General features: G+C 59.0%; 28 protein-coding genes. 21 read left to right on the forward strand and 7 right to left on the reverse strand.

Annotated features, from left to right (window positions below; translation table 11 throughout):
• Positions 1 to 162 precede the first annotated feature (162 nt).
• On the forward strand, positions 163 to 909 hold the full coding sequence (locus FHT82_RS08755) for a helix-turn-helix transcriptional regulator (protein WP_183728530.1): 747 nt from the start codon (positions 163 to 165) through the stop codon (positions 907 to 909).
• An 8-nt stretch (positions 910 to 917) separates the two neighbouring features.
• Positions 918 to 1,664, forward strand: coding sequence for a helix-turn-helix transcriptional regulator (locus tag FHT82_RS08760; protein WP_183728532.1), 747 nt, complete (start codon positions 918 to 920; stop codon positions 1,662 to 1,664).
• Positions 1,665 to 1,723: 59 nt separating this feature from the next.
• Here the strand turns inward: FHT82_RS08760 and FHT82_RS08765 are convergent, their stop codons facing one another.
• From FHT82_RS08765 to motA, 6 genes are all read right to left on the reverse strand, one after another.
• Positions 1,724 to 2,164, reverse strand: a complete 441-nt coding sequence (locus tag FHT82_RS08765; RefSeq protein WP_112541535.1) for a hypothetical protein — start codon at positions 2,162 to 2,164, stop codon at positions 1,724 to 1,726.
• 5 nt (positions 2,165 to 2,169) lie between these two features.
• Entirely contained in the window at positions 2,170 to 3,249 is a 1,080-nt protein-coding gene (flhB, locus tag FHT82_RS08770) for a flagellar biosynthesis protein FlhB (protein WP_183728535.1), read from the reverse strand.
• Between the two features lie 132 nt (positions 3,250 to 3,381).
• Positions 3,382 to 4,419, reverse strand: coding sequence for a flagellar motor switch protein FliG (gene fliG / locus FHT82_RS08775; RefSeq protein WP_183728538.1), 1,038 nt, complete (start codon positions 4,417 to 4,419; stop codon positions 3,382 to 3,384).
• A 28-nt stretch (positions 4,420 to 4,447) separates the two neighbouring features.
• Entirely contained in the window at positions 4,448 to 5,062 is a 615-nt protein-coding gene (gene fliN / locus FHT82_RS08780) for a flagellar motor switch protein FliN (protein WP_183728541.1), read from the reverse strand.
• A 66-nt stretch (positions 5,063 to 5,128) separates the two neighbouring features.
• Positions 5,129 to 6,076, reverse strand: a complete 948-nt coding sequence (locus tag FHT82_RS08785) for a FliM/FliN family flagellar motor switch protein (protein WP_183728544.1) — start codon at positions 6,074 to 6,076, stop codon at positions 5,129 to 5,131.
• The gene (gene motA, locus FHT82_RS08790) at positions 6,077 to 6,949 is read right to left on the reverse strand and encodes a flagellar motor stator protein MotA (RefSeq protein ID WP_183728548.1); all 873 of its coding nucleotides are present in this window, start codon (positions 6,947 to 6,949) and stop codon (positions 6,077 to 6,079) included.
• 249 nt (positions 6,950 to 7,198) lie between these two features.
• Between motA and flgF the strand changes: the two genes are divergently transcribed.
• From flgF to fliP, 13 genes are all read left to right on the forward strand, one after another.
• On the forward strand, positions 7,199 to 7,933 hold the full coding sequence (flgF, locus tag FHT82_RS08795; protein ID WP_183728551.1) for a flagellar basal-body rod protein FlgF: 735 nt from the start codon (positions 7,199 to 7,201) through the stop codon (positions 7,931 to 7,933).
• A gap of 15 nt (positions 7,934 to 7,948) precedes the next feature.
• A complete protein-coding gene (gene fliI / locus FHT82_RS08800) occupies positions 7,949 to 9,349 on the forward strand; it encodes a flagellar protein export ATPase FliI (RefSeq protein WP_183728553.1) in 1,401 nt (466 codons plus the stop codon).
• Positions 9,350 to 9,351: 2 nt separating this feature from the next.
• On the forward strand, positions 9,352 to 9,894 hold the full coding sequence (locus FHT82_RS08805; protein ID WP_183728557.1) for a flagellar protein: 543 nt from the start codon (positions 9,352 to 9,354) through the stop codon (positions 9,892 to 9,894).
• A gap of 167 nt (positions 9,895 to 10,061) precedes the next feature.
• Positions 10,062 to 10,454 carry a flagellar basal body rod protein FlgB gene (gene flgB / locus FHT82_RS08810; RefSeq protein ID WP_007816099.1) on the forward strand — a complete coding sequence of 131 codons (393 nt, stop codon included), beginning with the start codon at positions 10,062 to 10,064 and terminating at the stop codon, positions 10,452 to 10,454.
• 4 nt (positions 10,455 to 10,458) lie between these two features.
• A complete protein-coding gene (gene flgC, locus FHT82_RS08815) occupies positions 10,459 to 10,878 on the forward strand; it encodes a flagellar basal body rod protein FlgC (protein ID WP_183728559.1) in 420 nt (139 codons plus the stop codon).
• Positions 10,878 to 11,219 carry a flagellar hook-basal body complex protein FliE gene (locus FHT82_RS08820; RefSeq protein ID WP_183728561.1) on the forward strand — a complete coding sequence of 114 codons (342 nt, stop codon included), beginning with the start codon at positions 10,878 to 10,880 and terminating at the stop codon, positions 11,217 to 11,219. The genes flgC and FHT82_RS08820 overlap by 1 nt, the downstream gene beginning before the upstream one ends.
• A 19-nt stretch (positions 11,220 to 11,238) precedes the next feature.
• Complete coding sequence (gene flgG / locus FHT82_RS08825; protein WP_183728563.1) at positions 11,239 to 12,027, forward strand: flagellar basal-body rod protein FlgG; 789 nt, start codon at positions 11,239 to 11,241, stop codon at positions 12,025 to 12,027.
• Between the two features lie 16 nt (positions 12,028 to 12,043).
• Positions 12,044 to 12,526: a flagellar basal body P-ring formation chaperone FlgA gene (flgA, locus tag FHT82_RS08830; RefSeq protein WP_183728565.1), complete on the forward strand. Its 483-nt coding sequence runs from the start codon at positions 12,044 to 12,046 to the stop codon at positions 12,524 to 12,526.
• Positions 12,523 to 13,644, forward strand: a complete 1,122-nt coding sequence (locus FHT82_RS08835; RefSeq protein ID WP_183728568.1) for a flagellar basal body P-ring protein FlgI — start codon at positions 12,523 to 12,525, stop codon at positions 13,642 to 13,644. The genes flgA and FHT82_RS08835 overlap by 4 nt, the downstream gene beginning before the upstream one ends.
• The gene (locus FHT82_RS08840; protein WP_183728571.1) at positions 13,641 to 14,174 is read left to right on the forward strand and encodes a MotE family protein; all 534 of its coding nucleotides are present in this window, start codon (positions 13,641 to 13,643) and stop codon (positions 14,172 to 14,174) included. Before FHT82_RS08835 ends, FHT82_RS08840 begins: the two co-directional genes overlap by 4 nt.
• Complete coding sequence (gene flgH / locus FHT82_RS08845) at positions 14,171 to 14,884, forward strand: flagellar basal body L-ring protein FlgH (protein ID WP_183728573.1); 714 nt, start codon at positions 14,171 to 14,173, stop codon at positions 14,882 to 14,884. Before FHT82_RS08840 ends, flgH begins: the two co-directional genes overlap by 4 nt.
• A 12-nt stretch (positions 14,885 to 14,896) precedes the next feature.
• Positions 14,897 to 15,400, forward strand: a complete 504-nt coding sequence (locus tag FHT82_RS08850; RefSeq protein WP_183728576.1) for a flagellar basal body-associated FliL family protein — start codon at positions 14,897 to 14,899, stop codon at positions 15,398 to 15,400.
• Positions 15,397 to 16,134 (forward strand): flagellar type III secretion system pore protein FliP, encoded by a 738-nt coding sequence (fliP, locus tag FHT82_RS08855; RefSeq protein WP_183728579.1) that lies wholly within the window; start codon positions 15,397 to 15,399, stop codon positions 16,132 to 16,134. The genes FHT82_RS08850 and fliP overlap by 4 nt, the downstream gene beginning before the upstream one ends.
• 100 nt (positions 16,135 to 16,234) lie before the next feature.
• On the opposite strand, the gene FHT82_RS08860 is transcribed toward fliP, so the two are convergent.
• Positions 16,235 to 18,157 carry a glycosyl transferase gene (locus FHT82_RS08860; RefSeq protein ID WP_183728582.1) on the reverse strand — a complete coding sequence of 641 codons (1,923 nt, stop codon included), beginning with the start codon at positions 18,155 to 18,157 and terminating at the stop codon, positions 16,235 to 16,237.
• 404 nt (positions 18,158 to 18,561) lie between these two features.
• Between FHT82_RS08860 and FHT82_RS08865 the strand changes: the two genes are divergently transcribed.
• The 6 genes from FHT82_RS08865 (at position 18,562) to FHT82_RS08890 (ending at position 25,182) form a co-directional block, all read left to right on the forward strand.
• On the forward strand, positions 18,562 to 19,470 hold the full coding sequence (locus FHT82_RS08865) for a flagellin (RefSeq protein ID WP_183728585.1): 909 nt from the start codon (positions 18,562 to 18,564) through the stop codon (positions 19,468 to 19,470).
• Between the two features lie 280 nt (positions 19,471 to 19,750).
• Positions 19,751 to 20,662 (forward strand): flagellin, encoded by a 912-nt coding sequence (locus tag FHT82_RS08870; RefSeq protein WP_183728588.1) that lies wholly within the window; start codon positions 19,751 to 19,753, stop codon positions 20,660 to 20,662.
• Positions 20,663 to 20,915: 253 nt separating this feature from the next.
• A complete protein-coding gene (locus FHT82_RS08875; protein ID WP_183728591.1) occupies positions 20,916 to 21,824 on the forward strand; it encodes a flagellin in 909 nt (302 codons plus the stop codon).
• Positions 21,825 to 22,114: 290 nt separating this feature from the next.
• Positions 22,115 to 23,068 carry a flagellin gene (locus tag FHT82_RS08880; protein ID WP_183728593.1) on the forward strand — a complete coding sequence of 318 codons (954 nt, stop codon included), beginning with the start codon at positions 22,115 to 22,117 and terminating at the stop codon, positions 23,066 to 23,068.
• Between the two features lie 195 nt (positions 23,069 to 23,263).
• Positions 23,264 to 23,902, forward strand: a complete 639-nt coding sequence (locus tag FHT82_RS08885; protein WP_183728596.1) for a hypothetical protein — start codon at positions 23,264 to 23,266, stop codon at positions 23,900 to 23,902.
• Entirely contained in the window at positions 23,899 to 25,182 is a 1,284-nt protein-coding gene (locus tag FHT82_RS08890; RefSeq protein ID WP_183728599.1) for a MotB family protein, read from the forward strand. The genes FHT82_RS08885 and FHT82_RS08890 overlap by 4 nt, the downstream gene beginning before the upstream one ends.
• Position 25,183 lies beyond the last annotated feature (1 nt).

Here is a 25,183-nt window from a genome sequence, read left to right on the forward strand (position 1 = left end):
CAAAAGTAAATCCCCAGAAGTCGGAGATGGTGATTTACGATGGTTGGCTTACCCTCAAGTGATTCGAAGTGGGATTCGTGTGGGGCATGTGTTTGAATCCCTTTCACAAAAACAGAACTTCTTTGCGAGAACCGACAGTTTCTCAGCCGCAGGTCACTGCCAATGGATATGGACATATTTCAGGCGAATAAAGGCGAGAAGCAGATGGCGAACTTCCTAGGCGCCAATGTGCCGGATCTTCAGCCGCGCGACGAACTGATCGATCGCCTGCGCGTCATTGCTGAGACCGGCAAGCTGCAGGCCGGCCTGCGGGCGCTGACCGACTATGTCGGTGCCATGCATTATCTGATGGCGCGCTGCGACCTCATCCAGGAAAGCGGTCTGGACTTTATCGTTTCGTCTGACTGGCCCTTCGATCTGGTGAAGGATGTCGCCAATGACCTGGTTGCCGGTTATGCGCGCTCGACGGAGTTCGAGAAGTGCATGCAGGTATTGCAACCGGGCTTTGCGCTTCTGCCGGAGAGCGCCGACGTGCCGCATGGCGCCAGCCGGCAATATTGCTCTCTGACCCTCAATGTCGGCCGCTCTCGGTTGGTGCTGATGTTCCTGTTCAGGGAAGGCGTCGTTCTGTCGCCGGAACGTCTTCGGGACGTAGGCCTCCTGGCGGGCTATTTCGCAAGCTTCCTTCGGTGCGGGGGCACGAAGGTCGATCGCGATTTCGAACTGACGGACCGAGAGTTGGAATGCCTCTTCTGGATTGCGGAAGGCAAGACGAGCGACGAGATCGCCATGATCCTCGGCATCTCCCGGAATACCATCAATAATTACATCACCAGTGTGATGCGGAAGACTGCAACGAAGACTCGTTCCGAGGCGATAGCCTTCGCCGTTCGCAACAATCTCGTTTGAGGGGAATTATGGGGCATCAACCAGGCAGGGTGATAAGCAATACGGACCAGATGCGCATGGTACGTGTGAACAGGATTTCCAGCCGGTCTGACCTTTTCCCGCGCCTGATTGCCATGCAGAAGCTCGCGGATACGCAGGGTTTCGCCGTCTTTCGTGTCAGCGGCTCCGGTGTGCCGGCAAAGCAGCGACTGATCTGCGAGCTGGAGAACTGGGGTCCCTCGAATGCCGGCTTCGGCAAGGCCTTCATCGATGCCTATGGCGAGGCGCTGCTCGACCATATCGATCGTTCGCTGTTGCCGTTGTTCTGGGCCGGGAGCCACGACAGCGCGGCTCCAGGCCCTGCCGACTTCTCACCTTTCATGGTGAGGCTGAAAGATGGCATGGTGCCTTTCTCCGGTCTTGCTTTTCCGGTGCGCCTCGGCGCCATCGGCAACGGCTTCGTGCTCTTCACCGGCGATGAAATCGATCCTCAGAGCGATACGATCATCGAGCTGCACGGCCGGTGCTGCAATGTCATGATGGATCTGCTGTCCCTCGATGAGCGGCGTGCGGCGGCGAGCGAAGCACTGAGTGAGCGCGAGATCGCCTGCCTTCAGCTCGCTGGTGATGGTCGTATCAGCGAAGAAATCGCCGACAAGCTCGGCCTGTCCGTCCATACGGTGAACGCCTATCTCGGCTCGGCAACCATCAAGCTCGATTCGGTCAACCGCATCCAGGCGATCGCCAAGGCGATACGTTTGGGTTACATTAGCTGACACAGCAAGGCCCGGTGCCTTGCGGACCGGGCCTGATATTCCCAGGCGGAAAAAGTGCTTTAGCCGGCGAGCGCCTGCGGCTTCGCCACGATATAGCGCGCTTCGTGCAGGCTCCTTTGGAGAAAAGCCGTGTTTGCGTCCGGATCGCTGGAAGCGTTCTGGAAGGAAATATGATTGATCTCGATGCCGGCGTGGTCTTCTGCCAGCGTCAGTTGCGCATAGACGGTCACGCCGCGCGGCTTGATTTCGAGATCCAGCACAACTTCGGGCTTGCCACCCCATTCCAGCGTATAATTTCCACCCAGGCCGAAGTTGACAGTGCCAGGATGGAAAAACAGTTCCGCCGCGGAAGCGACGAGGTCGGCGAGATTGCCGTAATACTCGAAACGCAGCAGAGAAATGAGATCGGATGCATCCAGAAGCCTGAGCTCGGTTGCGACCGGGCTGATCGCTTCTGCAAGGATTTTTTCACGCTGGGCAGAGTAGGGGCATTTTTTCATTCGACTTATCTTACCCGTTTGTTCTTGGCCTCCGCGGCGTAAACCCGATGAATGAGTTCCGCGACGGCCTTATAGAAGACTGACGGTATGACACTATCCACCGAGACTTGCGCAAACATGGAGCGTGCGAGAGGTGGATCCTCGAACACGGGGATGTTGTTCTCTTCGGCGATCTCCCTGATTTTCAACGCAATAAGGTCCTGGCCCTTGGCAAGGACGACCGGCGCATCGTTTTCCTCGCGTACGTAACGCAGCGCCACGGCATAGTGGGTCGGGTTGGCGATGACGAGGGTGGCGCGCTGGACGCTGGAGATCATGCGCCGGCGGGCGCGGTCACGCATGACGGAGCGCTGCCTGCTCTTGACGAAGGGGTCGCCCTGCGACTGCTTGTTTTCTTCCTTCACCTCGTGCTTCGTCATCTTCAGCTCGGTGAACCAATGATACCGCGTCCAGAAGACGTCGGCGATGGCGACGATAGCGGTGGCGACCAGCATGACGATGATGATCTTGCGCATCGCCGTCATCATGCGAACCATGATCGTCTGCGGATCCGAGAACATCGCATCGATCGAGCCGAAATATTCGCTTCTGAGGACGAAGAAGAGAATCACCCCGACGACGACCACCTTGAAGAGCGATTTACCAAATTCGACGAGGCCCTGGAGGCTGAAGAGCCGCGACCATCCCTTGATCGCTGAAATACGCGAGGCCTGTGGACGAATGCGTTCGAGAACCGGCGTCGGCAGATTCTGAAAGACGGACGAGGCGATACCGAACACCATGAACATGATGAAGGCAGGGGCCAGAAACGCAGCCACGGCCCAGCCGAGCTTCGCAAAGAGCGAGAGGACGTCAGGCCCGGTTTCGATCTTCCACTGGTCCGGCTGCTCAAAGATGTCGCGCAGGGTTTCGGCCATGTGTGACGTTGCGTTTGGAAGGAAGAAGACGAGATAGATGAAGGTCGCCAGAATCGTCGCGAAGATCGAGATTTCACGCGAGTGGGGGGTATTACCTTTTTCGGCGGCATCCGACCGCTTTTTCGCGGTCGGGGCTTCTGTTTTGCTGTCCTTGTCTTCATCGGCCAAATGCGCGGCCCTCCGTCAAAGAAAAAGGCCGCTGCTGGAGTGCGGCCTGTTTCCATGAAGGGTAGTCTTGTGCCTGCTGCCGATCAACCGCTGCCTTGCCGGCGAACGGTCTTGTCAACAACTGCGACGGCTTTAGGCGGCCGCCGGACCGCCTTCCTTTTCCTTGAGTTCGATCTGGCCGGCATTGGCCAGACGAATCGCTTCCTGCGCGACAGCGCGCCGGGCAATCGCGATTTCGCGCGGATTGACGCCGGCCATGCCGCTTTGCAGATCCGATTCGATCATGCGGCGCTGGCGCGGACTGATGGCTGACAGGACCGATTCGCGGATTTCGGCCGATGCGCCGCGCAGCGCGACGGTGAGAACGTCGGACGAGATATCGTTGAGCAGCATGACGCGGCTGCGCTGCGGCATGAACATGAGGTCTTCGAAGAGGAAGATCTTCGGACGGACCTTGTTGACCGCTTCGCGGCTGATCGATTCGAGCGAGGTGAGCAGCGTGTCGACCTGCGGCTTGTCCATTTCGTTCATCAGGTCGGCGACCTTGGTCGAGCCGGATGCGTTGCGTTCCGCGTCGACCTCGGCAAGCAGCGTCATCACCTGGTTTTCAATGATCTGCGCGGCCTTCGGGCTGACGCTCTTCATGTTGACCGTGCGGTTCATGATGTCTGCGCGGCGGTTGTCGGGAAGCTGTAGCAGCACCTTCGCGCCGAAGGACGAGGGCATCATGGACAGAATATAAGCAACGGTCTGCGGATGCTCGCGCAACAGGAACTGGGCGACGAAGGCAGGTTCCGCCTCGGCGAGACGGTCCCAGATGGAGGTCTCATAGGCCTGGAAGGCGGTGCGGCGGCCGAGCAGGCTGTCGACTTCGTCCGGCGTCAGGCCTTCCTCGAGGATGGCTTCGATCGCCTTGGCGTTGTCCATCAGACCGGCGCCTTCGGTGAAGAGATCTTCGAATTCGCCGACGAGCTGAAGAAGCTCGTCCGGCGGGATGGCGCGAAGCGCCTGGGCAGATCCGATGATGGTCTGCAACTCGGCCTGCGTGAAATATTTCAGCAGCCGGCCGGCGACCCCCTTCCCCATAGCGAGAAGAACTGCCGCCGCCTTTTCAGCCTGGGTCAACGGTTTCCCGGCAAGTGCGCCGCCGAAATCGTCAAAGTCCATCATGGTCTAACCTCTCCGTCCCGCACAGGGATCAGGCTTTTTTCGTGCTCAAAACTTCTATCAGTTTTACACCGAACCGCGTGTCGTCGTTATCAAGGACCGTAATCTCGCCGCGCGCAATCCTGCGGCCGTTCACCATTATTTCGACCGGCTCGCCGATCTTCTTGTCGAGCGCGATGGTGGCACCCTCAGTGAGGTTCATCAGGCCGGAAACCTGCATGCGGCTCGTCCCGAGCACGATCTGGACATCGATAGGAATATCCATGATCAGGTCGAAATTCGAGTTCAGCGCGCTGCCGAGCGGTGCCGGAGCGGACTGGAAGGAATTGCCGCCGAAGCTTGGCGCAGCCTCGAGGCCGGGAAAGCCTGCTGCACCCGTGCCGCCAGCATCGTCACCCCCGAAATCGCTTCCTGCGAAGTCGGCACCGCCGAAGGGTGTTTCGCCGGCATCACCGCCGAATGGCGAGAGGTCCGTTCCAGCTGCGAAAGCATCATTCTGCAGGTCGTCGCCGAACTGCGGAAGGTCGCCATCCGAATCTTTCTTCAGCACGCCGCGCAGGTCGTCGATAGCCTGATCCAGATCGGCTTCATTGCCCGGCATGTCCAGGGAGAGGTCACTGTTCTGCTGTGTCTTCTTCGTAGCCATGAAATCACTATTCCAGTTGAAACTTGCCTCAAACTGCCTTTGTGGCGCTGAGAGCGAGAGAACCGATTAATTCATTAAGTGCCGGATCAGCTCGTCATCCGAATTCATGGTGTCTTTCACGCGCACCATGTAGTTGTCGCCTGAACGCCCGAACTCGCACACATACAATTCCCGGCTGTTGGCGCTGACTTCGACGCGCACGTCGCCGCTGTCGCGGAAAGGAATGACATCGCCAGCCATCAGCTTGGAAATCGTTCGCAATGTCAGGTCCTGCAGATGGATCTTCGCTTCGAGGGTTACGTGCGAGCGGCGAACCTGGTCGCCGATCTGCTCGGTGAACTCGGGCGATTTGCTGGGCTGCTTCTTCGGCTTCGGGGCCGAAACCGTCGTCTTGAGCAGCGCCGTCTGCGGCACGATCAGGCTGAATTCGGAAACGATGCCGGCAAGCGTGATCGACATGTTGATCGCAGCAGCAAATTCGTCGGTGCGATCTTCCGGCGGACGCACACGGGTCTCATGTGCGAAGGGAGCGGAGAGGCTGGGCTCGAATCCGCCCGGCGCATTCACGGCCGAGCGCAGCACCTTGGAGATCTTGTCGAACACCATGCCGGCGAGATCGAGTTCGATAACAGAGAGAAGCCGGTCGGCCGGCTCCTCGATCGTTTCGGCAGTGGCGCCAAGCAGGTGCTCCATCAGGGTGATGATGAAACCATTGCCACAGCCGATGGTGATGTTTTGGGACCAATTGCGCAGCGTCGCATCGACGAGCGTCATGTTGGTGCTGAGATCGTCGATCAGGTGATTCTTGTAGCCGATCTCGCAGCCGAGATAGCCGACTGTCACATCGAGGCCGGTTTCGCTTTTCAGGACATCGGGAAAGAACTCGCTGTAGATGTCGCCGAAGGAACTGCAGAGCTTGGCAACCCTGCCCTTGTCGCCAAGACCGCCGGTCAATTTGGCAAGGAGGGCAGGATCCATTGTCTGGTTGTCATGCGAAGCATTGCTCATAGTCATTTAAGCTGCCTTGTTTTCGCCACCTGGGTTCATCATTTCCTGCTCCACTGCGTCGATCGACGGGCGTTCATACGCCGAGATCGTCTTGCGGCCGTATTCGAGGGCGACCTGCGGCACCGAGCCGTTCATGTAGGCAAGCAGGGTCTGCTTGACGACAACGTAAAGGCGGTGCTGCTTGGAGCGGACGACCTTGATCTGCGAGACCAGGGGGGAGCAGACGCAGTAGGAAAGCAGAATGCCGAGGAATGTGCCGACGAGTGCCGAACCGATGAGGTGACCGAGCACTTCCGGCGAGTCGTTGATGTGCGCCATGGCCTTGATGACGCCGAGAACCGCCGCAACGATACCGATGGCAGGGAACGAATCGCCCATGATCTGGATCGCATGGTAGGGCTTCATCTTGTCATGAAGGATGGTGTTGATTTCTTCGTCCATCAGCGCCTCGATCTCGTGGGAGCGGGCGTTGCCGATGATGATCAGGCGCACGTAGTCGCAGATGAAGGCCGTCAGTTCCTTGTTCTTCAGAACCGTCGGGGCCGACTGGAAGATCGTCGAATCGGCCGGGTTGTCGATATGCGCTTCGATTTCGTTGCGCGACTTCGTGCGCAGGTCGCGCATCAGCGAATAGAGCACGCCGAGCGTATCGAGATAGTTGCGCTCCTTGGGGACGGCGTGCTTGAAGGCCTCGCCGAGCGCCTTGCCGGAGTCCTTCACAACCTTCATGGGGTTCGCCATGATGAAGCTGCCAAGACCGGCGCCGCCGATGATCAGAAATTCGAAGGGCTGAAAAAGAGCATCGACTTCGCCGCCCATGGCCATGAAGCTACCGACGATACAGCCGCAGACAACTACAAATCCGATAATAATATTCATCGTCAGCCCAATCTGAACGTTGCTTTTCTTTGCGACGGATAGGGTTTGTGCCTTGCGTGAGGCTGATGAAAGCGGCTTTTGCGCATTCGTTTGCGCTGCCAGCTTCGCGCAAGGATTTGCCTTCATATTGAACGTGACGAGTGGGCCTATGCGCGCCCATGTCTGAGATGCCGCTCAGCGGAACCCGTGGCCGAACGAAAAGGAGCCCGGTGTTTCGTCCCGTTTATCGCCAATGTGGAGCTTACCGACATGCAATCCGGTCTTTACGTTTCCCTGTCGTCGCAGATGGCCCTCGAAAAACGCCTGACGACGATCGCCGACAACATGGCCAACGTGAACACGACCGGGTTTCGCGGCACCGAGGTAAAGTTCGATGAAATGATGGCGAACAACCAGAACAAGACGAACACCAAGGTCGCCTTCGTCTCCCAGGGCAACGACTACCTGGACACCACCCATGGCGAAATGCAGCACACCGGCAACATGCTCGACTTCGCCATCAAAGGCGATGCCTGGTTCTCTCTGGACACGCCGGCCGGCCGCGTTCTGACGAGGGATGGCCGCTTCACGATACGCGATACCGGCGAACTGGTTTCCACCCGCGGCTATCCGGTTCTCGATGCAGGCGGTGCGCCGATCGTACTCAACGCCGCCGGTGGCGAACCGAAGGTCGGTACGGACGGGATCATCTATCAGAATGACCGCCAGGTCGCTTCACTCGGCCTCTTCGAAGCCGATATCGACAAGGGTTACCTCCGCTATGAAAACAGCGGCATCATGACGACCGAACCGCCGCGCGCCGTCGTCGACCGTTTCAATGTTGGCGTCGAGCAGGGCTATCTCGAAAATTCCAACGTCAATGCGATGCATGAGATGACACAGCTTATCGAGGTCAACAGGGCCTTCGAAAGCGTATCGTCGCTGATGCGCGATAGCGAAGACTCCTTCAAGGAAGCAGTACAGACGCTGGGCGGCAGCCGCTAAGGCAGGGTGTGAAGCATGAACACCACCCTGTTGACCGAGGACGCACTCTCGCCGAAGCTCACACATCTCGGCGACCTGGCAAAACGCTATGCCTCGCCAGAATTCTCGGTGACGCATGGCGGTCGCGTACACACGATCGCCGCCGGCCACTATACCGTGCGCGGCCTTTCCCGGCATGTGCGCCTCGGCGAGTTCGTCGCGCATAAATCCGCGACGGGCGTCCATCTCGGCGAAGTGGTCAGGGTGGAGCCGGATTTGGTTTATGTCTGCCCTATCGAACCGGGCGAACCGATCGGCATCCATGACGTCGTCATCCGCAAGGGTGCCTTCCGTATCTCTCCGTCGGACAGCTGGTGCGGCCGCACCATCAATTCCCTCTGCGAGCCGATCGACGGTCTCGGCCCGATCGCCGAAGGCCTGGATCGCCGTTCGATCTCAAACGCTGCGCCGCCTTCGATGACGCGTCAGCGCGTCGAAAACGGATTCAAGACCGGCGTACGCGCGATCGATATTTTCTCTCCGCTCTGCCTCGGCCAGCGTCTCGGCATTTTCGCGGGCTCGGGTGTCGGCAAGTCGACGCTGCTGTCGATGCTGGCCCGCGCCGACGCTTTCGACAAGGTGGTGATTGCGCTCGTCGGCGAACGCGGCCGTGAAGTCCGTGAATTCATCGAGGATACGCTCGGCAGCAACATGAAGAAGGCGATTGCGATCGTCGCTACCAGCGACGAGAGCCCGATGTTGCGCAAGATGGCGCCGCTGACGGCAATCACGATCGCCGAGCATTTCCGCGATAAGGGCGAAAACGTTCTTTTCATCGTCGATAGCGTGACGCGTTTCGCCCATGCGATTCGTGAAGTGGCGACCGCGGCAGGCGAGCCGCCGATCGCCCGCGGTTATCCGGCCTCCGTCTTTACCGAGCTGCCGCGTCTCCTTGAGCGCGCCGGTCCCGGTGCGGAAGGGACTGGCACAATTACCGCGATCATCTCCATCCTCGTCGATGGCGACAATCATAACGATCCGATCGCCGACTCCACCCGCGGTATTCTGGATGGCCATATCGTTCTCCAGCGCAGCCTGGCGGAGGAGGGGCGCTACCCGCCGATCGATCCGCTCGCATCCATCTCGCGTCTTGCCCGCAAGGCCTGGACTCCGGATCAGGAGAAGCTGGTTTCCCGCCTTAAGGTACTGATCCACCGCTTCGAGGAAACGCGCGATCTGCGTCTCATCGGCGGCTACCGTCCGGGCGCCGATCCCGATCTCGACATGGCGGTCAAGCAGGTGCCGATCATCTATGACGTCCTGAAACAATCTCCGGGAGATCGCGAATCGCTTGATGCCTTCGCCGATCTTGCCGGTGCTCTCAAGGCCGCCGCCGGCGTACCCACTCCGAGTGCGCCTATTCAAAGGAGGGCCTGATCATGGCCGATTTCGAAGACGAACGGATCGCCGCGCTGAAAGAGCGCAACAAAGGACTGCTGCTCGACCGCGCGCTGACCTTTTTGGGCCTGGCACTTGCCGGTGCCTCCGCCTTCTTCCCCTGGTACGTCTTCTTCAACGAGGACAAGTTCGGCATCAGCGTCGCCGATAGCAATACCTCCCGTGAATTGCCGGACTGGCCGGCGCGCAACGTCTTCAGCGTCTCACCACTCGCCATGGTCAACAAGAAGGATGAAGGCAAGAAAGTTCCACCGATCGACAACATGACGACGGCGACCGTTTCCGAGCTCGGCAAGGAGCGCAACGGCCACGCCTCGATGGAGGATCAGCCTTTCCCCGGCAAAGGCTCTTTCCGCCTGCTGCATGTGGCCAACGGCCGGGCACTCATCGAAGATCCCTCGGGCATGTATGTCGTGCGCGTCGGCTCGATCCTGCCTGACGAAAGCCGCCTTGCCACATTGGAACAGCGCGACGGCAAATGGGTGATCGTCACCTCCAAGGGTGAGGTCTACCAGAACAACTAGTTCAGGCAAAAGCGAAGCGCTGCGAGGCCCTGTCGGAGAAACGGTCGGGCGGCGGCGGTTGGTGCCTGCAAGCAATCTCGAAGAATGGCTTGTAAAGCCTGCATTTACCGTAAGTCCCACGCAAGATTACCGCCCTAGGTTCGGCCTAGTAAAAACGGAGAGTTCTCATGCAACCGATTCAACTTTTCGACTTGGCTTCGAAGCAGGCGGAATGGCTGACGATTCGTCAGGAGGTTGTTGCCGGCAACATCGCGAATGCAAACACGCCGAAGTTCCGTGCGAAGGACGTGACGCCTTTTCAGGCGGTGCTCGACCAGTCGGACGTCACCATGGCGCGCACCAATCCGATGCATCTGAGCGGCAACGATTTCAGCACGAGCGGTGACATCGACGTGAAGGATGCCGCGCTCGACCAGGAAATCGGCGTGCAGGAATCCGGCAACACTGTCGGTGTGGCCGAAGAACTTTCCAAGTCCGGCGAGATCAAGCGTCAATACGACCTGAACACCTCGCTGGTCAGTTCCTTTCATCGAATGATGTTGATGACGGTAAGGAAGTAGGCTCATGGATCCGCTTTCAGCAGCAATGAAAATCGCAGGTTCCGGGCTCGAGTCGCAGTCGACACGTCTGCGTATCGTCTCGGAAAACATCGCCAACGCCCGTTCGACCGGCGATACGCCCGGTGCCGATCCCTATCGCCGCAAGACGATCACCTTCGGCCAGCAGCTTGATCGCACCAGCGGCGTCGAAACCGTCAACGTCAAGAAGATCGGCGTTGATGAAGGCGACTTCACTAAGGAATACGACCCGAGCAATCCTGCTGCGGACGAGAAGGGCATCGTCAAGATGCCGAACGTCAACATCCTGATCGAGATGGCCGACATGCGCGAAGCCAACCGCTCGTATGACGCCAATCTGCAGACGATCAAGCAGACTCGCGACCTCATTTCCTCGACGATCGATCTCCTGAAGAGCGGACAATAATGATCAGCAGCATACAGAATGTCAGCAATCTCTCGATGACCCGCGCGCTCGGCGCCATCGATACCGAAAATTCTGCCTCTTCCTCGACCGCGACGTCGTCTGCCGCAGCAGGCGCATCCGGCGGCCTGAGCTTCGCCTCCGTCATGGGCAACATGGCGAGCGAAGCCGTCAGCAGCCTGAAGGGCGCGGAAAACATGTCTTTCGCCGGCATCAAGGGCACGGCTTCCACACGCGAAGTCGTCGATTCGATGTTGCAGGCCGAGCAGACCCTTCAGACTGCCATCGCCATTCGCGACAAGGTCGTCTCGGCCTTCCTCGAAGTCACCAAGATGCAGATGTAACTGATTTGAGGACGAACACATGAGAGCGCTCGCCATCGCAGCAACGGGCATGGATGCCCAGCAGACCAACCTGGAAGTCATCGCGAACAACATCGCGAACATCAACACGACCGGTTTCAAGCGCGCCCGCGCCGAGTTCACCGACCTTCTCTACCAGACCGAACGTGCCAAGGGTGTCGCCAACCGCGCCAACCAGGCTGTCGTTCCGGAAGGCGCCAATATCGGTCTTGGCGTCCAGACTTCGGCTGTGCGCAATCTGCATCTGCAGGGTGAATTGACCCAGACCGGTAACGACCTCGACGTCGCAATTGTCGGCAAGGGTTTCTTCCAGATCCAGTCGACCGATGGCACGACGCTCTATAGCCGAGCCGGTGCGCTCAACAAGAACGACCAGGGCCAGCTCGTCAACATCGACGGCTATGAAGTCATCCCCGGTATCACTATCCCGCAGGGTTCCACCGAGCTGACGATCAGCCGCTCCGGCCAAATCACCGCCAAGCTGCCCGGCCAGACCACTCCGAGCACTCTCGGCCAGCTTACGCTCGCCGATTTCGTCAACGAAGCTGGCCTGCAGCCGATTGGCGACAACCTCTTTCAGGAAACGCCCGCATCCGGCGAAGCGGTCATCAGCAATCCTGACCAAGACAATATGGGCTATCTCAAGCAGGGCTATCTGGAATCCTCGAACGTCGATCCGGTTAAGGAAATCACCGAGCTGATCTCGGCACAGCGCGCTTATGAAATGAATTCCAAGGTGATCACGACAGCTGATGAAATGGCATCCATCGTCAGCAAGAACCTGAAGTAAGAGGGAAGGGCCGAACATGACGTTTCGCCGGGCAGGACACATCCAAGGATGGGTGGCTGCGGCCACGATCGCAATCGCCGGTATGGTCGTGCCGGCAGCAGCGGATGCCGGCATGGGTTATGCCGTCGTCCCGACAACGATCATCTACCCCGGCGACACGATTTCGAGCGCCCAGCTTCAGGAAGTCGAGGTCACCAACCCCAACCTCGCCGGAGATTACGCAAAGTCGGTCTCCCAGGTCGAAGGGCTGGTTTCCAAGCGCACGCTCCTGCCGGGCCGGACGATTTCGGTTTCCGCCCTGCGCGAGCCCTACACGGTCACACGCGGTTCCAATATCCGCCTGGTCTTCCAGCTTGGCCAGATGACCATTTCCGCTGCCGGCTCGCCTCTCGAAGATGGTGCGACCGGCCAGATGATCCGTGCACGCAATATGGATTCCGGCGTTATCGTCAGCGGCACCGTGCTCGCCGACGGTACGGTCCATGTGAGGGCAAAATGAAGTTCTTCTTTCGCACCCTGAGCTTGGTTGCGGTTTTAGCGATGAGCCTGACCGATGTCGGGCCTGCATGGGCGCTGACGTCCCGCATCAAGGACATTGCCTCGCTGCAGGCCGGCCGCGACAACCAGCTCATCGGCTACGGCCTCATCGTCGGCCTGCAGGGAACCGGTGACGGTTTCCGTGCTTCACCCTTCACCGAGCAGTCCATGCGCGCGATGCTGCAGAACCTCGGCATCTCCACGCAGGGCAGCCAGTCGAACGCCAAGAATACGGCGGCCGTCATGGTCACCGCCAACCTGCCACCCTTTGCAAGCCCCGGCAGCCGCATCGATGTAACGGTCAGTTCGCTCGGCGATGCGACCTCGCTGCGTGGCGGTACGCTCATCATGACCTCGCTGTCCGGCGCCGACGGCCAGATCTATGCCGTTGCCCAGGGCGCCGCGATTGTCACCGGCTTTCAGGCCCAGGGACAGGCGGCGACCTTAACCGAAGGTGTGACGACAGCCGGTCGCGTGCCGGGCGGTGCGATCATCGAGCGCGAATTGCCGTCCCGCTTCAAGGATTCGGTCAACCTCGTCCTGCAGCTCCGCAACCCCGATTTCTCTACGGCGATCCGCATCGCAGATATCGTCAACGGCTACGCCAAGGCACGCTTTGGCGGTCCGGTTGCGGAAGCCAAGGATTCGCAGGAGGTCATCATCGAGAAGCCGCGCGAGGCCGATCTGACGCGTCTGATGGCCGATATCGAAAATCTCGTGGTCGAGACCGATACACCGGCCAAGGTCGTCATTAACGAACGCACCGGCACGATCGTCATCGGCTCGGATGTTCGCGTCTCGCCGGTCGCCGTCAGCTACGGTACATTGACCGTGCAGGTCACCGAAACGCCGCAGATCATCCAGCCCGAGCCCTTCTCGCGCGGTGAGACCGCTGTCCAGCCGCAGACGGATATCCAGGCGCAGAAAACCGGCGGACGGGTTGCGATCATCGACGGTCCTGACCTGCGCACTCTCGTTGCCGGTCTCAACAATATCGGTGTCAAACCGGATGGCATCATCGCCATTCTCCAGGGCATTAAATCTGCGGGCGCCCTGCAAGCGGAGCTTGTGCTGCAATGAGCAAGATCACGAACCCGATCGTCGAACTGTTGCGCCGGATGGCATTGCCGGCCGCAGGCCTCATGCTGCTTTCCATTCCCGGCGCTTTCGCCCAGGAAGTGGCGCCGGCGGGCGACATCACCTCAACGGACGAGGTCAAGCAGTTCTGCACGAATATCGCCGATCCGGCGCGCGATCAGCGCTATCTTCTGCAAAAACAGGAACTCGAGAAGCTGCGCGCAGATATCGACAGCCGCATTGCCGAGATGGATAAGCGCAAGGCTGAATATCAGGACTGGCTGAAGCGGCGTGACGATTTCCTCAAGCAGGCCGAGGCCGGCCTGACGGATATCTACAAGAAGATGAAGCCGGATGCGGCGGCACTGCAGCTGCAAGACGTCAGGCCCGAACTGGCCGCCGCCGTCATCATGCGGCTCGGGCCGCGCCAGTCCAGCCTGATCCTGAATGAGATGGATTCCACCAAGGCTGCCAACATCGCCGGCATCATCGCAAGTGCGTCTGATCCCAATACCTCGAAGGATCCTTCATGAATAAGCGTTTACCGGCTGTGATCGCCGCGGTCGCCCTCCTTGCAGGCTGCCAGTCCACGGCAGTCAACGAGATCGGCCGCGCGCCTGCCATGAGCCCGATCGGCAGCGGTCTCGCCTACGGCCAAACGCCGCAGATGGGGCTCTATCCGAAGCAGCCGCGCGCGGTGGCCCAGGGCTATTCGCTGTGGAGCGATTCGCAGGCCGCGCTCTTCAAGGATGCGCGCGCGCTCAACGTCGGCGATATCCTGACGGTCGACATCCAGATCAATGACAAGGGATCCTTCGACAACGAGACCAATCGCAGCCGCAAGAATTCGAGTGGCATGGCCTGGGATGTCAACGCCCAGATCTTCGGTTGGACGCCACAATCCAAGACGGATTTGACCTACGGTTCCGACACGAGCACGGACGGCAAGGGCAAGATCGAGCGTACCGACAAGCTCAACCTTCTGGTTGCCGCCGTTGTCACCGGCATTCTCGAAAACGGCAATCTGGTTATCAGCGGTTCGCAGGAAGTTCGCCTGAACCAGGAACTGCGTATCCTCAACGTCGCCGGCATCGTACGTCCCCAGGACGTCAATTCCGACAACCAGATCTCCTACGACAAGATCGCCGAGGCCCGTATTTCCTACGGTGGCCGCGGCCGCCTGATGGAAGTGCAGCAGCCGCCGCGCGGCCAGCAGGCCATCGATCTCTTCTCGCCGCTTTGAGGCTGAACCAAGATGGCAGACAACGAAACAGGCGAAGACAAAAAGAAATCGGGCGGCATGGTGATGACGATCATCGGCCTTGCCGTGCTGACGCTCGTCGGTGCCGGTGGCGGCTGGGCGGTCGGCAACATGGTGGCCCCGAATATCCGCAGTGCCGCGGAGGCTGAACAGGCGAAGGAGGCCGAGGCCAAGAAGAAGGCCGAGGGCGGTCTTCCGAAGATCGCCAACGAAGCCAACAACATCGTGCTGCTCGACCCGGTCACCTCGAACCTCGCTTACCCCTCGGAAAACTGGATCCGACTCGAGGTGGCGCTGATGTTCAACGGGCCGCCGGACGTCAAGGTCGCCGAGGATATTCACCAGGATATTCTCGCTTATGTCAGGACCATTTCCCTTCAGCAGATCGAAGGGCCGCGCGGCTTTCAATATCTCAAGGATGACATCCAGGAACGTGTTGACCTTCGCTCTCAAGGGCGCGTATCGAAGGTCATGTTCAGGACCTTTGTCATCGAATGATTCGACTCATAGCCTTCCTTGCTGCCATGATGGCGGTGCCGGAACTGGCGGTAGCCCAGCAGCTGCCGACTGACCTATTGAATATTCCGGTCGACGGATCCGTCGCCGCCTGGATCATCAGGACATTCGGCCTCCTGACCGTGCTTTCGGTCGCGCCGGGCATCCTCATCATGGTGACGAGCTTCCCGCGCTTCATCATTGCCTTTTCGATCCTGCGTTCGGGCATGGGTCTCTCTTCGACCCCCTCGAACATGATCCTTCTCTCGCTCTCGCTGTTCATGACCTTCTACGTCATGTCGCCGACCTTTGACCGGGCCTGGCAGGACGGCGTTCAGCCGCTGCTTGCCAACCAGATCGACGAGGCAACGGCAGTTCAGCGCATCGCCGAGCCGTTCCGCACGTTCATGTCGGCCAATACGCGCGACAAGGACCTCGCGCTCTTCGCCGACCTTGCCCGCGAGCGTGGCCAGAATATCCAGACGACCGAGCCGATCGACTATCGCATCCTGCTGCCCGCCTTCATGATCTCGGAGATCCGGCGCGGTTTCGAAATCGGCTTCCTTATCGTCCTGCCCTTCCTCGTCATCGATCTGATCGTTGCGACGATCACCATGGCCATGGGTATGATGATGTTGCCGCCGACCTCGATCTCGCTGCCATTCAAGATCCTCTTCTTCGTGCTGATCGACGGCTGGAACCTTCTGGTCGGCAGTCTCGTGCGTTCCTTCAGCTGACGGGTAGAAGCCAGGCCGCCGTCTCGCAGATTTTCCCCCTCACAAACACATAGCCCGCCGGATCGCTCCGGTGGGCTTCGTGTTTGTGGATGTGCCTGACTTAGCTATTCGAACCGAAGGGCTCGGTGCGCGGCGGCAGCGCCGGAACGTCGATATGATCGGGGCCGAGGCCCTGCTTGGCCCGCTCAGCCATCAGCTCGTAGGCACGTTCGAGGTGGTGGCAGAAGCGCTCGGCATCGAAGAGCGGAGCGATGTAACGCTTCTCCTCCAGATGCTTCTTGTAGCCGGCGACGCGTTCTGGGTTGAGCGCCAGCTCGACGGCGAGATCCTCATAGGCCTGGAGATCGGCGGCAACGAGTTCCGGCAGATCGATGGCCCTGAGCAGGCTTTCGCTGACGCGCGAGGCGAAGTTGGTGCCCTTCATCGTCAGCACTGGCAGGCCGCCCCAGAGCTGTTCCGAGGTGGTGGTGTGGCCGTTGACGGGGAACGTGTCGATACCGAGGTCGGCGGCCTGCTGACGGCTGATATGCTGCTCGTAGGGCGCACGCGGGCAGAAGATGATCCGTTTCGGCGGGACGCCGTTCGCCTGGAAGCGTTCCAGCATGTTCTGCTGGTTGCGGAGCGTATTGGCCATCAGCCAGAGGACGCTGTTAGGCGCGCGCTTCAGGATCCGCGACCAGCTGTCGACCACCTCAGGGGTGATCTTACGGTTACCGTTGAAGGATGCGAAGATGAAGGCATCCTCCGGCAGGCCGACCTGTTCGCGGGTGACCGGCTGCGGCTGTGGGCGGTTCGCCGGGTCGTTCGGCTGGTAGCTCTCCGGCATGCGTAGGAATTTTTCGTGGTAGAAGGGCTTGGCCACATCAGGCAGCACCGAGTGATCGCCGATGACATAGTCTAAGTCGACATTGAGCGTGCTGCCCGGGAAGCCCAGCCAGGCGACCTGGATCGGCGCCAGCGGCAGGTTGAAGGCGGAGGCACGGCTTCCCGACGTATGGCCCTTGAGGTCGACCATGATGTCGATGTTCTCGGTGCGGACAGCCCTCATGATCGCTTCGTCGGACAAGCCGTAGACGTCGATGATCTTGCCCCATCGGCTGCGGTCGGTCTTGTTGTTTTTCTCGAGGTATTCGGGCAGTGTGTGATCGAAGAGCGTGATTTCGAAGCGGTTACGATCGTGAAGCTCGAGAACGCGCTGCAGCAGCTTCATCGTGGCATGGCTGTCCCAGAAGTCCGAGGACATGTAGCCGATACGGATCTTGTCGGACCATGTGTGCGGCAGGCCACGGCGGAAAGCCACGCGGGCCGGTTCGAGCGGCTTCGTGCCGATCGTCGCATGGCGATTGTAATCTTCGTTACCGCACCAGTGCAGGTGATAGAAGGGGTTGTCCTTTCTCAGCAGGTCGATGTCGTTCTTGGCGAGTGCCGCGTCGATAAATGCCTGATGCTTGGTTATCTCGTCGAATTCGTTGAATTCGCGCACGCAGACAAGATAGAGGAACCGGAAGGCAAGATTGTTCGGATAGCGCCGGAAGAGGTTGCGGGCGAGTGTCTGATTCGTCTCGTCCATCAGATCGTCGCTAAGCAGTAGCGCGGCGAGGCGCGAATGTTCAGGATTCTGGCTCTCGGACAAGACCTTCTTGAAGGGGCGCAGCAGATCGCGCCGCTGCCGGCGTAGATAGATCGACGCGATAATGAAAGCGAGTTCCGAATCTTCCTGCGCCTTGCTGAGATTGCGCATCGCGATCAGAAGGGCTTCGTCCTCGTTGCCGGCCTCAAGGTGGATCTTGGCGGCAGTCTTCAGGAATTCGAACCCGCCTTGCCCGGCGCAATCGGCCGCCAGCCCATAGGCCTTGGCAGCATCGGTCTTGAAGCCCAGCTGCAGCAGGTTCTTGGCCAAAAGAGAGTAGGTCTTGGCGTCCTTTTGGGTATCGATGAGCTGGTTGAGCGTCGCCAGGGACTGTGTATAGCGACCCGCCTGATAATCCCGGGATGCCGCCGAGAACGAAACTTTGCTGTTCAAAACCTAACTCCGTGAGGAAATGTTCCGGCATGAAATGGTGACCGACGGGACGCCCGCAATCAGGCCTTCCCGCAGAATGCAGGTTGCCCGACGATACTATCCCGGCTTCTGCCACATTGGCATTCGAAGCTTGCTTGAAACCGGTGCAGCCGAATGCCCGCTTTCCGGGAAAGCTGCGGCTTCGAAGACGGATTCAAGCAACATTAACCATGCAATTGAAGCGACTTGGCCGGGAGCCCCGCTTTTAAGAAGTTGGCAAGTATTGGCTGCGAGATTGCCCTGGACATGACGGGTTTGGGCCAAGAACAAAGGCACCGAGTGGCATGAAGCTGGTCCGTCATCGCCGGTATTTATAGTCCGGTATGTCCTCCTTTTTTGTATCTAGTTTTCTAGGGGACACACTTATGACGAGCATTAACACGAACAATTCCGCCCAGGCCGCTCTTCAGACGCTGCGTGGCATCAACCAGGGCCTCAACAGCACGCAGAACCACGTTTCCACGGGTTACCGCGTTGGCAAGGCTTCCGATAACGCTGCCTACTGGTCGATCGCAACGACCATGCGTTCGGACAACAAGGCTCTCGGCGCTGTTTCCGACGCTCTCGGCCTCGGCGCTGCCAAGGTTGACACTGCCTACACCGCCATGGACAGCGCCATCGACGTCGTCGGCGAAATCAAGGCAAAGATCGTTGCCGCGACTGAAAACGGCGTCGACAAGAAGAAGGTTCAGGAAGAAATCGACCAGCTGCAGGACCAGCTGGTGAGCATCGCTCAGTCGGCTTCCTTCTCCGGTGAAAACTGGGTTGCGGGTGTCAACGGCACGAAGAGCGTCGTTTCCTCCTTCGTTCGTGACGGTTCGAACGGCGTTTCCGTCAAAATGACCGACTACGTCCTGTCGAACACTTCTACCGGCAACGTTCTGTTCGGCATGACCACGACCGGTGCGATCGAAACCTCCACGGGTATCCTCGGCTCGAGCAACGGTACGATCGGTTCGGTCTACTCGCTCGACATCACGAACCTCACCACCGCCGACCTCGGCCTCGCTCTGACCAACGTCGAAAACGCCCTGAAGGCAATGACCTCTGCCGGCGCAAAGCTCGGTTCGATCTCCACCCGCATCACCATGCAGGACGATTTCGTTTCCGCTCTGTCCGACTCGCTCGACTCCGGTATCGGCCGCCTCGTCGACGCCAACATGGAAGAAGAGTCCTCCAAGCTCTCGGCGCTGCAGACCCAGCAGCAGCTCGCGATCCAGTCTCTCTCGATCGCCAACTCCTCTTCGCAGAACATCCTGTCGCTCTTCCGCTAAGAGCGGTCCAGCAACATCGCGAAAAACGTCGAGGCCGGGTAACTCCCGGCCTCGAATGTTTTAATATAAGGTTAATGGAAACGCTTCTAAGTATCAGATATTTTTACGAAATTTCCTTTTCGAATTTAGTTTTCCTTAACCATCTTGCTGTTTTCTAGGCCCATCGAAACGGCGAGTTAACCCTAACGAGAATGGTTAACAGGCATGATGCTGATCGCTGTGGGCCGGCCCAAATCCGGAATGTCCCTTCTTAACATCTGCCAAAAGGGGCAAGCAAACTATGACGAGCATCAACACCAATAACGCTGCAATGGCAGCTCTCCAGACGCTGCGTGGCATCAACCAGGGTCTCAACAAGACCCAGGATCATGTCTCCTCCGGTTACCGCATCGGCAAGGCTTCCGATAACGCTGCCTACTGGTCGATCGCAACGACCATGCGTTCGGACAACAAGGCCCTCTCGGCCGTCTCCGACGCTCTCGGCCTCGGCGCTGCCAAGGTTGACACTGCCTACACCGCTATGGACAGCGCCATCGACGTCGTCGGCGAAATCAAGGCAAAGATCGTTGCCGCGACTGAAAACGGCGTCGACAAGAAGAAGGTTCAGGAAGAAATCGACCAGCTGCAGGACCAGCTGGTGAGCATCGCTCAGTCGGCTTCCTTCTCCGGTGAAAACTGGGTTGCCGGTGTTAACGGCACGAAGAGCGTCGTTTCCTCCTTCGTTCGTGACGGTTCGAACGGCGTTTCCGTCAAGATGACCGACTACGTCCTGTCGAACGCTTCGGCCGGCAACGTTCTGTTCGGCATGACCACGACCGGTGCGATCGAAACCTCCACGGGTATCCTCGGCTCGAGCAACGGTACGATCGGTTCGGTCTACTCGCTCGACATCACGAACCTCACCAGCGCCGACCTCGGCCTCGCTCTGACCAACGTCGAAAACGCCCTGAAGGCAATGACCTCTGCCGGCGCAAAGCTCGGTTCGATCTCCACCCGCATCACCATGCAGGACGATTTCGTCAACTCGCTCTCCGACTCGATCGACTCCGGTATCGGCCGCCTCGTTGACGCCAACATGGAAGAAGAGTCCTCCAAGCTCTCGGCTCTGCAGACCCAGCAGCAGCTCGCGATCCAGTCTCTCTCGATCGCCAACTCCTCTTCGCAGAACATCCTGTCGCTCTTCCGCGGCTGATAGGATCGCCAAACATAACCCGCCGGCCAACTGGCGGGTCCTATCGGAATCAAGCCGCGCTTCGATGGAGCGCGGCTTTTTTGATTTCCGTTAACGATTGATTAACCATATTGCTGTTTTCTGCGTCTCAACGAGACGGCGAGTTAACCAAATTTAAGAACGGGTTAACAGGCATGAAGGCTGATCGTCGTTCCCGGTCGCTATCCGGAATGTCCCTTTATTTTAACGTCTGCCAACAAGGGGCAATCATTTCATGACAAGCATTTTGACCAACGTAGCCGCCATGGCCGCGCTGCAGACCCTCCGTGGTATCAGCAATAATCTTCAGGATACTCAAAACCGCGTATCTTCCGGCTATCGCGTTGAAAAGGCAGCAGACAACGCAGCCTATTGGTCCATCGCAACGACCATGCGTTCGGATAACAAGGCCCTTTCGGCAGTCTCCGACGCTCTCGGCCTCGGCGCCGCAAAGGTCGACACCGCCTACACGGCCATGGATAACGCCATCGACGTTGTCAGCGAAATCAAGTCCAAGATCGTCGCTGCAACTGAAAAGGGTGTCGACAAGACCAAAATCCAGGAAGAAATCAGCCAGCTCCAGGCTCAGCTCATGAGCATCTCGCAGTCGGCTTCCTTCTCCGGTGAGAACTGGGTTGCAGGCAACTCGACCAAGAGCGTCGTTTCCACCTTCGTCCGCGACGGCAACGGCAATGTCTCGGTCAAGACGACCGACTATGTCCTGAACGCGGCTTCCAACGGTAACGTCCTGTTCGGCATGACCACGACCGGCACCATCGATTCGAGCACCGGCATCATCGGCACTTCCAACGGAACGATCGGGTCGATCTACACCATGAACATCACCTCCTTTGGTCAGACGGAAATCGCTATGGCACTGACGGCAATCGAAGCGGGCCTGGAGGCGATGACGAAGGCAGCATCTCAGCTTGGCTCCATCTCCAACCGCATCGAGCTGCAGGAAAACTTCGTCGCCGCCCTTGGCGACTCGATCGACTCGGGTGTCGGCCGTCTCGTCGACGCCGACATGGAAGAGGAATCGAGCAAGCTCACGGCACTACAGACGCAGCAGCAGCTGGCGATCCAGTCGCTCTCGATTGCAAACTCCAGCGCTCAGAACGTCCTCACGCTCTTCCGCAGCTAAGCCGGCGGTTGAAGCTGGACCAAACCTTGTGCCGTCAATTTGCGGCAGCCTGGAAACCGCGTCGTTTCGGCGCGGTTTTTCTTTTATTTCAATCATTTGCAAAGGTATCGGTGGCGCAGTTTCAATCCCTGTTTCCGCTCTTGCGAAACTGGTTGATATCGGGTTAACGTTACCGCGAGTTGATTTGTTTTGCGACGCACCGGTGTGGGGGACCCGCCGGGGGCATGAGGCCAGTTCAGTCGCTGCCGGCAAAACCGGCCTGATCCCTTCATCTTTCCGAGACCATGTCGATGACCGTCAAGATTACCAACGCGGCCGCGGTGAGTGCGCTGGCAGTGCTGCGCAGCATCACTAAAGAATCAACCGACGTACAGCAGCAGATTTCGACGGCGAAGCGGGTCGCGACTGCGGCCGACGATGCGACCTATTGGTCGATCGCGAGCGTCATGCGCGCCGACAGCACCAATCTCGGCACCATTGGCGATGCCCTTGGCCTTGGCGCCGCAAAGGTCGATTCGACCTATACGGCGATGAATTCCGCCATCGATCTCCTCGGCGATCTCAGAGCCAAGCTGGTTGCGGCGCGTGAGCCCGGCGCCGATAAGGACAAGATCAACGCGGAAATCACCGAGTACAAGAACCAGCTGCAGACGATGGTCGAAGGAACGGCATTTGCCGGCGAAAACTGGCTGTTGAACGGCGAGCCCGCGGCACCCCCGCAGTGGAAGATCATCGGCAGCTTCGTGCGCGCCCCGACAGGCGAGTATCAGGCGCAGACCATCGACTTTCCATCGTCACAGACCATTCTGATAGACAGGAACAATGCCAATGGCGGCCTGTTCACCAAGGAGATCAACGGCAATGCCGACGGCACGCCCGTCCGCAATTATTATCTCCTGAATGCGAACTCCGCGACGCCGGCGACCGGCACGGAAATCTCCATCAGCAAGTCGACCACCGACTCGCAGCTTACGGATATGCTGACGGCGACGGACGCCATACTCAAGCAGCTTACGAATTCGGCGGCAGGGATTGGTATCATGAAGGCCCGCATCGACGATCAGATCGACTATACCGCAGACCTGTCCGACGCTGTCGACAAGAGCGTCGGCGCCCTCGTCGACACCGATATGGACGAGGCCTCGACCCGCCAGAAGGCTATCGAAACCCAGAAGCAGATGGCCGTTGAAGCGATCTCCATTCTGAACACGTCCGCCAGTAAAATTCTCATCCTGCTCGAATAGTGATCGGCGCGAGGGCGGCACCATTCATCCTCGCGCAAGTTTGGGTTTCTAGTTTCCGGCATGAAGGCAGCGTCCGAATCCATGCCGGCGACAGGCCCCGAGCCTCTCCCCAACCGGAACGGCATGTCGGCAAGGACGATGGTCATTTTTCAAGCGGGGCATGCCGCATGCTTCCCGAATACTGGACGGTTTTTTATGAGCATTATGCTTTCCCGGTATTTGAAGGATTTCGGTGAGCCGAATCCCTCGGCACCGATCATCGATGTAGATGATTTCGCGGCTGAAACCGCCTCCGCATTTGCGGAACTGCCGCAAGAGCCCGAAATCGATGTCGAGGCGGAGCGGCGTGAGGCCTATTCCGAAGGCTTCGCGGCGGCAACCATGGAACTGACCGAAAAATACGAAGGCGAAGCCCAGGCTGCCGCCGAAGCGCATGCCCGTGAGATCGAGGAGCTGAAACTCCGCTACGAGATCGAAGCGGCTGCGGTCATCGCTTCCCGTATCCGCGACATGGCCGAAGAGATCGCCACGGTCGTCAGCGAAGTGACTGCGACGGCCATCGCACCCATCATGACCGAAGCGCTCTCGAAAAAAGCAGCCGAAAATCTCGCCGTCCTGCTGCGCGAGGCAATTCTCGACGGCGCTGCGGCCCCAATCACCGTGCGTGGTCCGGCCAAGCTTTTCGGTATTCTCAAGGATGAACTCGGAGAGCATGCCGCATTGGTCCGCCATCATGAGGCTGATGACGTCGACCTTGCTGCCGAGATTGGCGAAACTGTACTCGTGACCCGTATTTCCGCCTGGGCGGCTAGCTTGAAGAAAGTTTCCGAATGAGCGACGGCGAGAACCATCACCACGGCAAGAACGAGATCATCATCGTCAAGAAACATGGCGGTGGGGATCACGATGGCGCCCATGGCGGTGCATGGAAAATTGCCTATGCCGACTTCATGACGGCAATGATGGCCTTCTTTCTCGTCATGTGGCTCGTCAACGCCGCCAACGAGGAAACCAAGGCCTCGATCGCGACCTATTTCAACCCGATCAAACTGTCAGATGAAAAGCCGACCGAAAAGGGCTTGAAGAAGCCCGTCGACCAGGCCGAGGGCGAGCAGAATCAGGAAAAGTCGAAGAACAAGGAAGAGAACCCGAACCAGGGCAAATCTGCCGCCGATGGCGAAGACCAGACCTCGACCTCCGGCGACAAGACCAATTATTCGGAAGCCGATTTCTTCGAAAACCCCTATTCGGTTCTCGCCGAGATCGCCCAGGAAGTCGGCCAGCAGGCAAATGTCAGTGCCAAGGGTGACGGCGGTGCGGCCGATTCAGGCCCGGCTACTGGTGCCGATGGCGGCGAAGCCTATCGCGACCCCTTCGATCCGGATTTCTGGACCAAGCAGGTCGAGGTTACAACCGCCGGCAAGCCACAGCAGCCTTCGCCGCTCGATTCGCAAGCCGAGCCGAATGAGCTCGCCAAGGTCGAAAATAGCCAGCCCTCCTCCACTCTGCTGAGCAAGGACCCCAACAGCGCCGCCGTCGCCGCTTCGGCAGAGAAGCAGGCCGACAAGACCAAAGACAAGCAGGCGGACAAGACCAAGGACGCCGACAAGGCCGAAGATAAAAAGGAAGAGGCCAAGCAGCCCGAAGAGATGCAACAGGCCAAGGAATTGCAGCAGGAGATTGCCCAGCAGATCGCGGGCGTTGCCGGCAAGCTCGCTGAAGGCCTGACGGTTACGGCGTCCGAAGGCGGCCTGCTGGTGAGCATTTCCGACCAGAACGACGACTCCATGTTCAACATCGGCTCTGCGGTGCCGCGGCAGGAAATGGTCCTCGCGATGCAGAAGATCGGCGCGATCCTGAAGCAGAGGGGCGGGGCTGTCGCCATCCGCGGCCATACGGACGGCCGGCAGTTCAAGGGCGATCTCAACGAGAACTGGCGTCTTTCGATGGATCGTGCCCAGAGCGCCTACTACATGCTCGTTCGTGGCGGCCTTGACGAGAAGCGTATTTCCCAGGTTTCCGGCTTCGCCGACCGTCGCCTGAAGCTGCCCGAGGCCCCCTACGACGCGTCAAACCGCCGGATCGAGATTCTCGTGCAGGCAGATCAAGGATAGT

This window comes from Rhizobium sp. BK275 (assembly GCF_014193555.1).
Lineage (GTDB): Bacteria > Pseudomonadota > Alphaproteobacteria > Rhizobiales > Rhizobiaceae > Rhizobium.

Coding starts and splice junctions, on each gene's coding strand:
- FHT82_RS08755 (WP_183728530.1), top strand. CDS start 163: ATGGATATGGACATATTTCAGGCGAATAAAGGCGAGAAGCAGATGGCG.
- FHT82_RS08760 (WP_183728532.1), top strand. CDS start 918: ATGGGGCATCAACCAGGCAGGGTGATAAGCAATACGGACCAGATGCGC.
- FHT82_RS08765 (WP_112541535.1), bottom strand. CDS start 2,164: ATGAAAAAATGCCCCTACTCTGCCCAGCGTGAAAAAATCCTTGCAGAA.
- fliG (WP_183728538.1), bottom strand. CDS start 4,419: ATGATGGACTTTGACGATTTCGGCGGCGCACTTGCCGGGAAACCGTTG.
- fliN (WP_183728541.1), bottom strand. CDS start 5,062: ATGGCTACGAAGAAGACACAGCAGAACAGTGACCTCTCCCTGGACATG.
- FHT82_RS08785 (WP_183728544.1), bottom strand. CDS start 6,076: ATGACTATGAGCAATGCTTCGCATGACAACCAGACAATGGATCCTGCC.
- motA (WP_183728548.1), bottom strand. CDS start 6,949: ATGAATATTATTATCGGATTTGTAGTTGTCTGCGGCTGTATCGTCGGT.
- flgF (WP_183728551.1), top strand. CDS start 7,199: ATGCAATCCGGTCTTTACGTTTCCCTGTCGTCGCAGATGGCCCTCGAA.
- fliI (WP_183728553.1), top strand. CDS start 7,949: ATGAACACCACCCTGTTGACCGAGGACGCACTCTCGCCGAAGCTCACA.
- FHT82_RS08805 (WP_183728557.1), top strand. CDS start 9,352: ATGGCCGATTTCGAAGACGAACGGATCGCCGCGCTGAAAGAGCGCAAC.
- flgB (WP_007816099.1), top strand. CDS start 10,062: ATGCAACCGATTCAACTTTTCGACTTGGCTTCGAAGCAGGCGGAATGG.
- flgC (WP_183728559.1), top strand. CDS start 10,459: ATGGATCCGCTTTCAGCAGCAATGAAAATCGCAGGTTCCGGGCTCGAG.
- FHT82_RS08820 (WP_183728561.1), top strand. CDS start 10,878: ATGATCAGCAGCATACAGAATGTCAGCAATCTCTCGATGACCCGCGCG.
- flgG (WP_183728563.1), top strand. CDS start 11,239: ATGAGAGCGCTCGCCATCGCAGCAACGGGCATGGATGCCCAGCAGACC.
- flgA (WP_183728565.1), top strand. CDS start 12,044: ATGACGTTTCGCCGGGCAGGACACATCCAAGGATGGGTGGCTGCGGCC.
- FHT82_RS08835 (WP_183728568.1), top strand. CDS start 12,523: ATGAAGTTCTTCTTTCGCACCCTGAGCTTGGTTGCGGTTTTAGCGATG.
- FHT82_RS08840 (WP_183728571.1), top strand. CDS start 13,641: ATGAGCAAGATCACGAACCCGATCGTCGAACTGTTGCGCCGGATGGCA.
- flgH (WP_183728573.1), top strand. CDS start 14,171: ATGAATAAGCGTTTACCGGCTGTGATCGCCGCGGTCGCCCTCCTTGCA.
- FHT82_RS08850 (WP_183728576.1), top strand. CDS start 14,897: ATGGCAGACAACGAAACAGGCGAAGACAAAAAGAAATCGGGCGGCATG.
- fliP (WP_183728579.1), top strand. CDS start 15,397: ATGATTCGACTCATAGCCTTCCTTGCTGCCATGATGGCGGTGCCGGAA.
- FHT82_RS08865 (WP_183728585.1), top strand. CDS start 18,562: ATGACGAGCATTAACACGAACAATTCCGCCCAGGCCGCTCTTCAGACG.
- FHT82_RS08870 (WP_183728588.1), top strand. CDS start 19,751: ATGACGAGCATCAACACCAATAACGCTGCAATGGCAGCTCTCCAGACG.
- FHT82_RS08875 (WP_183728591.1), top strand. CDS start 20,916: ATGACAAGCATTTTGACCAACGTAGCCGCCATGGCCGCGCTGCAGACC.
- FHT82_RS08880 (WP_183728593.1), top strand. CDS start 22,115: ATGACCGTCAAGATTACCAACGCGGCCGCGGTGAGTGCGCTGGCAGTG.
- FHT82_RS08885 (WP_183728596.1), top strand. CDS start 23,264: ATGAGCATTATGCTTTCCCGGTATTTGAAGGATTTCGGTGAGCCGAAT.
- FHT82_RS08890 (WP_183728599.1), top strand. CDS start 23,899: ATGAGCGACGGCGAGAACCATCACCACGGCAAGAACGAGATCATCATC.